The sequence below is a fragment of the uncultured Caballeronia sp. genome, from assembly GCF_964243625.1.
Taxonomy (GTDB): domain Bacteria; phylum Pseudomonadota; class Gammaproteobacteria; order Burkholderiales; family Burkholderiaceae; genus Caballeronia.
The window spans coordinates 1-10,514 of record NZ_CAXTGZ010000175.1 but is presented as its reverse complement, the minus strand read 5'-3'; the positions used below and the strand labels follow the sequence as shown (position 1 = coordinate 10,514).

At 61.7% G+C, this 10,514-nt stretch carries 7 protein-coding genes and 1 pseudogene; 6 read left to right on the top strand and 2 right to left on the bottom strand.

Annotation, left to right across the window (positions count from 1 at the left end; genetic code table 11):
* Nucleotides 1-805: sulfurtransferase (locus tag ACFFAR_RS14085; protein ID WP_174363589.1), on the bottom strand; the 805-nt coding region annotated here is incomplete at its 3' end.
* A gap of 249 nt (nucleotides 806-1,054) precedes the next feature.
* Between ACFFAR_RS14085 and dnaE the strand changes: the two genes are divergently transcribed.
* Both dnaE and ACFFAR_RS14075 read left to right on the top strand, forming a co-directional pair.
* Entirely contained in the window at nucleotides 1,055-4,618 is a 3,564-nt protein-coding gene (gene dnaE, locus ACFFAR_RS14080) for a DNA polymerase III subunit alpha (RefSeq protein ID WP_174363590.1), read from the top strand.
* Nucleotides 4,618-5,715, top strand: a complete 1,098-nt coding sequence (locus tag ACFFAR_RS14075) for a glycosyltransferase (RefSeq protein ID WP_174363588.1) — start codon at nucleotides 4,618-4,620, stop codon at nucleotides 5,713-5,715. The genes dnaE and ACFFAR_RS14075 overlap by 1 nt, the downstream gene beginning before the upstream one ends.
* On the opposite strand, the gene ACFFAR_RS14070 is transcribed toward ACFFAR_RS14075, so the two are convergent.
* On the bottom strand, nucleotides 5,684-6,451 hold the full coding sequence (locus tag ACFFAR_RS14070; protein ID WP_086380136.1) for a glycosyltransferase family 2 protein: 768 nt from the start codon (nucleotides 6,449-6,451) through the stop codon (nucleotides 5,684-5,686). The genes ACFFAR_RS14075 and ACFFAR_RS14070 overlap by 32 nt on opposite strands.
* 303 nt (nucleotides 6,452-6,754) lie before the next feature.
* Here ACFFAR_RS14070 and ACFFAR_RS14065 point away from each other — a divergent pair, with 303 nt between their 5' ends.
* The 4 genes and pseudogenes from ACFFAR_RS14065 to ACFFAR_RS14050 all read left to right on the top strand — a co-directional run.
* On the top strand, nucleotides 6,755-7,852 hold the full coding sequence (locus tag ACFFAR_RS14065) for a glycosyltransferase (protein ID WP_375508027.1): 1,098 nt from the start codon (nucleotides 6,755-6,757) through the stop codon (nucleotides 7,850-7,852).
* Complete coding sequence (locus tag ACFFAR_RS14060) at nucleotides 7,849-8,667, top strand: polysaccharide deacetylase family protein (RefSeq protein WP_174365470.1); 819 nt, start codon at nucleotides 7,849-7,851, stop codon at nucleotides 8,665-8,667. Before ACFFAR_RS14065 ends, ACFFAR_RS14060 begins: the two co-directional genes overlap by 4 nt.
* Nucleotides 8,668-8,742: 75 nt before the next feature.
* A complete protein-coding gene (locus tag ACFFAR_RS14055) occupies nucleotides 8,743-10,023 on the top strand; it encodes a nucleotide sugar dehydrogenase (RefSeq protein ID WP_061998977.1) in 1,281 nt (426 codons plus the stop codon).
* Nucleotides 10,024-10,137: 114 nt separating this feature from the next.
* Nucleotides 10,138-10,514: pseudogene (locus ACFFAR_RS14050) on the top strand (heptosyltransferase); the annotation flags it as partial.

Here is a 10,514-nt window from a genome sequence, read left to right as displayed (position 1 = left end):
CGTGCGCTTCGTCGCTGTTTGCGGCTTCGTCTTCCGCGTCTGTGGCATCGCCACTTTGCGGATTTGCCGCCGGCTCGAGCGCCGCGTTCAACGCCGTCCGATGATCGAACACAAAACACTCGCCATGGTAATGCGCGCCGCCAACTTCCTCGAAGTATTTGAGAATGCCGCCTTCGAGCTGATACACGTGGTCAATGCCCACTTCCTTCATGTGGATCGCTGCCTTCTCGCAGCGGATTCCGCCGGTACAGAACGACACCACCGTCTTGCCTTCCAGTTCCGCGCGGTGCGCTTCGATCACGTCCGGAAATTCGCTGAATTTATCGATGCGGTAATCGAGCGCCTGATCGAACGTGCCCACGTCGACTTCGAACGCATTGCGCGTGTCGAGCATCACGACCGGACGGCCTTCGTCGTCATGTCCACGGTCGAGCCACGACTTGAGCCGGGCCGCGGGGACGGACGGCGCACGGCCAAGTTCCGGTTTGATCGCCGGCTTTTTCATGGTGATGATCTCGCGCTTGAGTTTCACTAGCATCTTGCCGAACGGCTGCGTGGCCGAGATGCTTTCCTTGAATTCCAAATCCGCGAATTTGCCTTCGAAGAGCGCGTCCGTGCGCAGGTAGTGCATGAATGCATGGATAGGTTCCGGCGCGCCCGCGACAAACAGATTGATGCCCTCGGGCGCGAGCAGGATCGTCCCGCGAAGGCCAAGCGCCGCGCAGCGCTCGACGATCAGCGGCCGCCAGTCGGCGCCACTCTCGATGCTCACGAATTTATATGCCGAAAGATTGATGATGCTCATGACGCAAATGCTCTTAAAGTGCTTGAAAACGGGCGTTGCCGGGCGAAAAAGCGGGTTCGACGAGCGAAAACGGCATCTGTCGAATCCGTATTATCCCGCAAACGGCCCGCGCTTCCGACTCGGCCGTTCGGCTAACGAGTACACGTCGATGCGGCACTTTTTTCATCATGCGGATCGATCTTGCGGAACCATAGGTCGAATGGCTAACGCGCGCTCTGGAGGCTATTTTCGCGAATAGGCGCATGTACAATATCGTTCATGTCAGATCCCCGCTTTGTCCATCTTCGTGTTCACTCCGAATTCTCGATTGCCGACGGCATCGTGCGCCTTGACGACGTCGTCAAGGCCGCAGCCAAGGACGGCCAGGGCGCGCTCGCGCTGACCGATCTCGGCAATGCATTCGGCCTCGTCAGGTTCTACAAGGAAGCGCGCAGCAAGGGCGTGAAGCCCATTGCCGGCTGCGACGTCTGGATCACCAATCCGGCGGATCGCGACAAGCCCGCGCGTTTGCTCTTGCTCGTCAAGAATCAGCGCGGTTATCTGAACCTGTGCGAACTCCTGTCGAAAGCGTGGCTGACGAACCAGTATCGCGGACGCGCGGAAGTCGAGTACGAATGGCTCGAAGGCGGGTTGTCGGAAGGATTGCTGGCGCTGTCAGGCGCGCAGCATGGAGACATCGGCATGGCGTTCGCCGCCGGTAACGACCAGGCAGCGCAACGTCACGCAGAGCGCTGGGCGAAGCTGTTCCCGAGTGCGTTTTACATCGAGTTGCAGCGGGCGGGACACCCGGGCGGCGAGACCTATATTCAGCAAGCCGTCGCGCTCGCCGCGCAGTTGCAGCTGCCGGTCGTCGCCACGCATCCCATGCAGTTCATGACGCCGGACGACTTTACGGCGCACGAAGCGCGCGTGTGTATTTCCGAAGGAGACATGCTCGCCAATCCGCGTCGCCAGAAGCGCTTTACGACCGAGCAATATTTCCGTACGCAAGAGGAAATGTGCGCGTTGTTCGCGGACATTCCGTCGGCATTGGCGAACACCGTCGAAATTGCGAAGCGCTGCAATCTCAAGCTCGAACTCGGCAAGCCGAAACTGCCGCTGTTCCCGACGCCCGACGGCATGTCGCTCGACGACTACCTCGTGCATTTGTCGAAGGAAGGGCTCGAGAAACGCCTGGCCCAGCTCTACCCCGACGAAGCCGCACGCGAAGCGCAGCGCGAGACGTATTACGCGCGCCTGGAATTCGAGTGCAAGACCATCATTGGCATGGGCTTCCCGGGCTACTTCCTGATCGTCGCCGACTTCATCATGTGGGCGAAGAACAATGGCGTGCCGGTCGGCCCGGGCCGGGGATCGGGCGCCGGCTCGCTCGTCGCGTATGCGTTGTTCATTACCGACCTGGATCCGCTCAAGTACAACCTGCTGTTCGAACGGTTCCTGAATCCGGACCGCGTGTCCATGCCTGACTTCGATATCGACTTCTGTCAGGAAGGGCGGGACCGCGTCATTCAATACGTGAAGCAGAAGTACGGGGCTGACGCCGTATCGCAGATCGCGACGTTCGGTACGATGGCCGCGAAGGCCGCCGTGCGCGACATTGGACGGGTGCTCGATCTGGGCTACATGTTCACCGATGGCATCGCCAAGCTGATTCCGTTCAAGCCGGGCAAGCACGTGACCATCGCGGACGCGTTGAAGGAAGAGCCGACGCTGCAGGAACGCTTCGACAACGAAGACGAAGTGCATCAGTTGATCGAGCTGGCGCAGCGTGTGGAAGGGCTCACGCGCAACGTCGGCATGCATGCGGGCGGCGTGCTGATCGCGCCGGGCAAGCTCACGGACTTCTGCCCGCTCTACACGCAGGGCGAAGACGGCGGTGTGGTCAGCCAGTACGACAAGGACGACGTGGAGGCGGTCGGGCTAGTGAAGTTCGACTTCTTGGGCCTGACCACGCTCACCATTCTCGACTGGGCTGAACGGTATATCCGCCGGCTGGATCCATCGAAGAAAGACTGGAATCTGTCGCAGGTTCCGCTAGACGATCCCGCTTCGTTCCAGATCCTTAAGAAAGCGAATACGGTCGCCGTATTCCAGCTTGAAAGCCGCGGCATGCAGGGCATGCTGAAGGACGCGCAGCCTGACCGGTTCGAGGACATCATCGCGCTGGTGGCGTTGTATCGACCGGGCCCGATGGACCTGATCCCGAGCTTCTGCGCGCGTAAGCATGGCCGCGAGATCGTCGAGTATCCGGACCCGCGCGTGGAATCCGTCCTGAAAGAGACCTACGGCATCATGGTCTATCAGGAGCAGGTGATGCAGATGGCGCAGATCATCGGCGGATACTCGCTCGGTGGCGCCGACTTGCTGCGTCGCGCGATGGGCAAGAAGAAGGCCGAGGAAATGGCTGAGCATCGCGAACTGTTCCGGCAGGGCGCGGCGAAGAATGGACTGACCGCGGTAAAGGCCGACGAAATCTTCGACTTGATGGAGAAGTTCGCCGGCTACGGTTTCAACAAGTCGCACGCGGCCGCCTACGCGTTGCTCGCGTATTTCACGGCGTGGCTGAAGGCGCATCATCCAGCCGAATTCATGGCGGCCAACATGTCGCTCGCCATGGACGACACGGACAAGGTCAAGATCCTGTTCGAGGATTGCCTCGTCAACAAGATGGTCGTGTTGCCGCCGGACATCAACCAGTCGGCGTACCGGTTCGAGCCAGTGCCCGAAGCCGATGGCAAGCGTTCGAAGACCATCCGGTACGGACTCGGTGCGGTGAAGGGCAGCGGGCAGAGTGCTATCGAAGAGATCTTGCGGGCGCGCGACGAAGCGCCGTTCACGGATATCTTCGACTTCTGCACACGCGTGGATCGGCGCATGGTGAACCGGCGCACGGTGGAAGCGCTGATTCGCGCCGGCGCGTTCGATTCGCTGCATGACAATCGGGCGCAACTGATTGCATCGGTGCCGCTCGCCATGGAAGCGGCGGATCAGGCCGCGGCGAACGCCATGCAGTCCGGTCTCTTCGACATGGGCGACGAACCGCAACAAGGTCACCAACTCGTCGACGAACCCATGTGGTCGGACAAGAAGCGCTTGCAGGAAGAGAAGAGCGCGCTGGGTTTCTATTTGTCGGGCCATCTCTTCGACGCCTACAAGACCGAAGTCCGCCGTTTCGTCCGCCAGAAGATCGGCGAGTTGAAGGAAGGGCGCGAGAAGCTGGTTGCGGGCGTGATCACGACCATGCGCACGCAGATGACCCAGCGCGGCAAGATGCTGATCGTCAATCTCGACGATGGCACCGGCCAGTGCGAAGTCACTGTGTTCAACGAGCAGTTCGAGGCGAACAAGGCGCTCTACAAGGAAGACGAGTTGCTGGTCGTGCAGGGTCAGGCGCGCAACGACGCGTTCACCGGCGGCATTCGTTTTACGGTTGAAGCGGCAATGGATCTGGAGCGCGCGCGCAGCAAATACGCGCAATCCGTGAAGGTCGAAATGAACGGCAACGCGGACGCTTTGCGATTGAAGAAGGTGCTGGAAGCGCATAGCGCACCGCCCGAGCAGGCTGCGGCGCCCGCTGCGGTTCAGCCCTCATCGCGGGGCGGCTTCAGAGGCGGTGATCGCGATGGCGGCGGCCGCGGTCAGCGCGTGCCGGTTCCAATCCCGAATGGCCTGAACGTGAGCATCCTGTACCGAAGCGAGCACGCGGAAGGCGAAGTGCGGCTTGGCGACGAATGGCGGGTGAAACCAACCGACGACCTCATTACGGCGTTGCGTGGAGAGTTCGCGGGAAGCTCCATCGAAATCGTTTATTGATGCGCGCCGGGACCGACGCGCGGCCAAGTCTCGGCATCTCCGCCAATGCGCTCAAACAAAGCGGCGGCCTCGAGCGTTACGCGCTGGACCTGGTTCGCGGGCTCAACGCGGCTGGTTACGCAGGCGAGCGCAAGCCGGCGTTTTTTGCCCGCAAGATCGACACTTCTCAGCCCGAAAGCGCGATGGTTGCGGCGCACAGGATCAACGTATCCTTGCTGCCATCCAAGCTGCGCGATTCCTATTTCAACTGGGCGTTAAAGCGTGCGCGCAAGAAGGCGCAAGTCGATGTGCTGATTGGCTGCAATCGCGTGGAGTCGTCGGAGATCGCGATTTGCGGCGGTACGCACATCGGTTTCCTGGCCGCGACCGGACGTCATGAACGTCCCTCTGACACCCGTCAGATCAAGATCGAGCGTTTGCAGTATCAGCAGGCCACGGTGATCGTCGCGCACTCGGAGATGATGCGCGACGAGTTGCGCGCGCTCTACGCCGTGCCCGATTCGAAGATCCGTGTGCTTTATCCGCCCGTGGATGGCGCGCGTTTCTCGCCGGTATCCGCCGAAAAACGCGTGGAGCTGCGCAAGCAGTTCGGTTTCGCCAATAACGAGATCATCCTGCTGTTTCCATCCAGTAGTCACGAGCGCAAGGGTTTGCCGCTGATCGAAGCGGCGTTGCGCGACAGCGGCTTGCCCGTGGTGATCGCAATCGCGGGAAGGCCGCCTGTGCAGACATCGGAAACGCTCAGATATATCGGATACGCGAAGAACATCGAGGACGCGTATCGGGCGGCGGACTTCACGATTCTTGCATCTTCGTATGAACCGTTCGGGCTAGTGGGTATCGAGTCGGTGATGTGCGGAACACCGGTGATTTTCCCGACGAGCATCGGCTGCGTCAGCGCGATTGCTGACAACGCCAAATTCACGTTTCAGCCCGGCAATGCCGATGATCTGCGTCGCGCGGTGCAGCGCGCGCTTGGAGCAAAACGGGCGAATGTGTCGGCCGAATCCATTTTCTACGACACGAGCATCGCGGCGCACGTCAGCGCCTTGCTGGAACTCGCCGTCAGTGCGGCTGGTTCAACTGCGCCAGTTTGAGAAAGCGGTAATACACGGTCTGCGCGTTGAACACCGCGATCATGAAACCGGCGCGGCCATCGAGAAAACCACGGCGCAGGAAATAGGTGCGCACGAACGCCCATGCGCCGCGCAGCACCGCGGTGCTGAAGCTGCCGCGCTTGCCCGCCGCGTGACGTTGTTGTGCACCGGCCGTCGAGTACGTATCGAGCTTGCGCAGCACGGTCTCGAAGTCCTCGTAAGAGTAATGCATCAGCTTGCCGTTCAAGCGCGCGACCTTTGTTGCGTCCGGTTGTGTGAGCACGAGCCGCTCGTGCACGAGATCATCGGAGAAACGCGCCGTGCCGCGTTTGAAGAGCCTGGGAATCCAGTCCGGATACCAGCCGCTGTGGCGAATCCAGTTCCCGCAAAAATTCGATAAACGGTCGACCGCGTAGACATCGGCCTGTGGCTTGGCGAGCGCTTCCCGGATCGCCAAGCCCAGTTCGGGCGACACGATTTCATCGGCGTCGATCGACAATATCCAGTCTGTTGTCAGCGCATCGAGCGCGCGGTTTTTCTGCGGGCCGAAGCCGGGCCAGTCCGGCGCGTCTATCACACGGGCACGATGCGCCTCGGCGATCCCGGCGGTGGCGTCGGTGCTGCCGCCATCGATCACGACGATTTCATCGGCGAACGCGACTGCCTCGAGGCATTGCGCGAGTCGGGCCGCAGCGTTGAACGTGATAAGGGCGATGCCGAGCGTTGGGCGGGTCATGGGGCGTGAAAAAGGTACGTGAATTGCTATAATTTGACGCTAAAAGCACCGGCCGCGAGTGCTGCGTTTATAGTCGCGGTCGCGGCAATTTATGCCGTGAGCTGCACCAGATCGTGCATGGCTGCAAGACTGGTTGAAGTGCACATCGAGCACCAGGCATCAGGCGGTCTGGCGTGCCTGAAGTCTGCGAAGCTGGACATCGTTATACCAGACTCGGCCTGCCCGGCTCAGCGCCGAAACTCACAATACAACCGCCTGGGGCAAGCAGCGGCACGTCAGGATCAAACGGAGTCCATCACTGCAATGAAACCGCTGAGAATTTTGCACAGCGAATCGTCCAACGGGTGGGGCGGTCAGGAACATCGCACATTCAAGGAAATGCTTGCGCTGCGTGAACGCGGCCATACGCTGGAACTCGTTTGTGTTCCGGGCGCGCGGCTCGGCGAGCGGCTCGGCGCGGAAGGCTTCACGATTCACACCACACCCATGCGATCGGGCGTGGACGTGAGCGCGGTCGCGCGCATTCGGCAGCTTTTGAAGGAACGCCGTTTCGACGTGCTCAATACGCACAGTGGCCGCGACAGCCTGCTTGGCGGCGCTGCCGCGCGTCTCGCAGGTACGCCGCTGATCGTGCGCACGCGCCATCTCGCGCTTGCCATCACCTCGCGCGCCACGTACACATGGCTGCCGCACAAGGTGGTCGCCGTGAGCCAGTCGGTGCGGCGTTATCTGGTATCCGAAGGCGTGCCGGAAAACGACGTCGTGACCATTTATACGGGTATCGCGAAACCACCGCCGGTGAGCCGCGCGGCATCCACGCTGCGCGCGGAACTTGGCCTCGGAGAGAACGCGGTAATCGCCGGCACGGTCGCAATCCTGCGCGACAAGAAAGGCCACGCGGATTTGATCCGGATTGCGAAACCTTTGATCCAACAGCGTCCGAACCTGCATTTTGTGTTCGCCGGTGACGGTCCTCTCTTCAATGAAATCCGCGCGAGCGTGCAGGACAACGGTCTTGCCGATCACATTCATATGCTCGGGCTGCGCCGCGACATCCCCAATGTGCTGGCAGGCTTCGATCTGTTCGTGCTGCCGACACATCAGGAGGCGCTGGGGACGTCGTTTATCGAGGCCATGGCTGCAGGACTGCCTGTGATCGGCACGGCGGTGGACGGTGTGCCCGAGGTTATCGACGACGGCGTGAACGGCCTGCTCGTTCCGGCGCACGACGACCGGGCGCTCGCCGCCGCCCTGCTGCGCCTGGCCGATGCCCCCGACGACCGCCGCCGTATGGGCGATGCCGGTTTGCGCATCACGCAGACGCGTTTTTCGGTGGACACCATGGCGAACGAAATGGCTGCGTTTTATGTGAGCAGCCTGAGCGAGCGGGGCCTCGCATGAAGACGGCGCGCGCCGTGCCCGTGCTGATGTATCACCATGTGAGCCCGGCGGCGGGCGCAGTGACCGTATCGCCGGCGAATTTCGCGGACCAGATGGCGATGCTCGCGCGCAAGGGTTACACGACATTGGGTGCAAGCGCTTTCAGCGCGTATCTTGCAGGCGAGCCGGTGCCCGAGAAGTCCGTGGTGCTCACCTTCGACGACGGGTATCTCGACAACTGGGTGCACGCACATCCGGTGCTCGCACTACACGGATTTAGGGCGCTCGGTTTCCTGGTATCGGGATGGATCAACGACGGCCCCGTGCGTTCGAACTCGGCGAGCGCATTGCCGGACCTGCCCGAGTTGCTGGGGCATACGGCATCGAAGGCGGCGATCGAGGCAGGTGAAACGGACAAGGTGATCGTCCGTTGGTCCGAGATTCACGCCATGCGCCAGGCCGGAACGTTCGAATTCCACAGCCATACGCACACGCATACGCGCTGGGATCGGGTGAGCGCGGACCCGGTTGTCAGACGCGCCAGCCTGCGATATGACTTGCTAGAAGCCCGCACGACGCTCGAACGGAATCTCGGCGAGGCATCGGATCATCTTTGCTGGCCGCAGGGTTATTTCGATACCGACTATCAAGAAGAGGCCGCCGCCGCGGGGTTCCGGCATCTCTACACGGTGCAACCGGGCACGAACGTCCAGCGCGGTGATCCGGGTCATATCTTCCGGCTCGACGTACGCGACAAACCCGCTGCGTGGCTGAAAAGCCGCCTGTGGGTTCACAGCCGGCCGCTTCTCAGCCGCCTTTACCTGAAAATCAAATGACGATGGACCGAAGCAGCCGCCGCGGCGACGCATTCGGACCCACGCGAGTTCCGACACTTACGAGTAATTATCGCCATGCATGATCGACACGTCTCCGTTATCGGCCTGGGTTATGTGGGTTTGCCCGTCGCCGTTGCCTTTGGCATGCAGCGCCGCACGATTGGCTTCGACGTCAGCCCGAACCGGCTCGCCGACCTTCGCGCGGGTCTGGACCGCAACGGCGAGGTCAGCCGCGACGAACTGGCTGGGGCGCAGATCGAACTGACCGACAGCGTCGAGAGCCTGAAGCAAGCCGACTTCCACATCGTCGCGGTGCCGACTCCGATCAGCGCCGGCGCGCAGCCGGACCTGCAGCCGGTGATCCGCGCCTCCGAAACGGTCGGCCGGGCGCTCAAGCGCGGCGACATCGTGGTGTACGAATCGACGGTTTATCCCGGTGTTACCGAGGAAATCTGCGTGCCGATTCTCGAGCGCGAATCGGGCTTGTGCTTCGGCACGGATTTCACGGTGGGGTACAGCCCGGAGCGCATCAACCCGGGCGACAAGCTGCACACGTTCTGCAATATCGTGAAGATCGTCTCGGGGTCGGATGCAAGGACGCTCGACCTGGTCGCCGAGGTGTATGGCTCCGTGGTGACGGCGGGCGTGTTCCGCGCCGGGTCCATCAAGGTGGCCGAGGCCGCGAAGGTGATCGAAAACACCCAGCGCGACCTGAACATCGCGCTGATGAACGAGGCGGCGATCATCTTCGATTACCTCGATATCGATACCCGCGAAGTGCTCGACGCCGCCGGCACCAAATGGAACTTCCTGCCGTTCACGCCCGGTCTGGTGGGCGGTCACTGCATTGGCGTGGATCCTTATTACCTGACGCACAAGGCGCAGGTGTCAGGCTATACGCCGCAGGTGATCCTGGCGGGACGACGGGTCAACGACGGCATGGGACGGTTTGTTGCCGAGCGCGCCGTCAAGACGCTGATCCGGACCGGCCGCGCGCCGCTGGGGGCGAAGGCGGTCGTGCTCGGGCTCACGTTCAAGGAGAATTGCCCGGACCTGCGCAATTCCAAGGTGATCGACATTGTTCATCACCTGGAAGACTACGGTCTCAACGTCCAGCTCCACGATCCGCTCGCGGACCCGGAGGAAGCTTTTACCGAATACGGCGCGTCGCTGACCGCGTTCGATGCGCTGGAACAGGCCGATCTTGTTGTTCTCGCGGTGCCGCATCGCAATTTCCTGCAAAATACGGGCGCATTGATCGCGCTGGCGAAACCGGGCGCCGTTTTCGCCGACGTGAAGTCGACCTTGCCGCTGGAGGAGATCGCTGCGGCGGGCCTCGTAGTGTGGCGTTTGTGAACGGTTAGCCGGGCCTGAACCGCCTCTATTGCCGGGTTCGCTGAATGGGCGTGGTTCCTGGCGTGTATCGATCGCAACCCACACACTCTAATTCTCAAGCAGGAACGCTGTCCGATGAGCCGACTTTCTGGACGCATGCGCATCATGACCCGCGCATTGCCCCGGCTGACGTTGAAGCCGTTGCGCCGGAAGCCGCAGGTGGTGAGGCGCGTCCTGATTGCGCATCACTTGTTGCTTGGCGACACGCTGCTGCTGACGCCGCTCATCGCCAAATTGCGCGCCCAACATCCGGATGCGCAGATCGTGCTGACCTGTCCGAAGCCGATCGTGCCACTTTACGCCGGCAAGCCGTTCGGTATCGATGTGATTCCCTTCGATCCGCGCGACCAGCGCTCGGTCAGGGCCGTGTTGCGTTCGGGACCGTACGATCTCGGCATCGTAGCCGGGGATAATCGTCATGCATGGCTGGCGCTCGCGGCCGGATGCCGGTG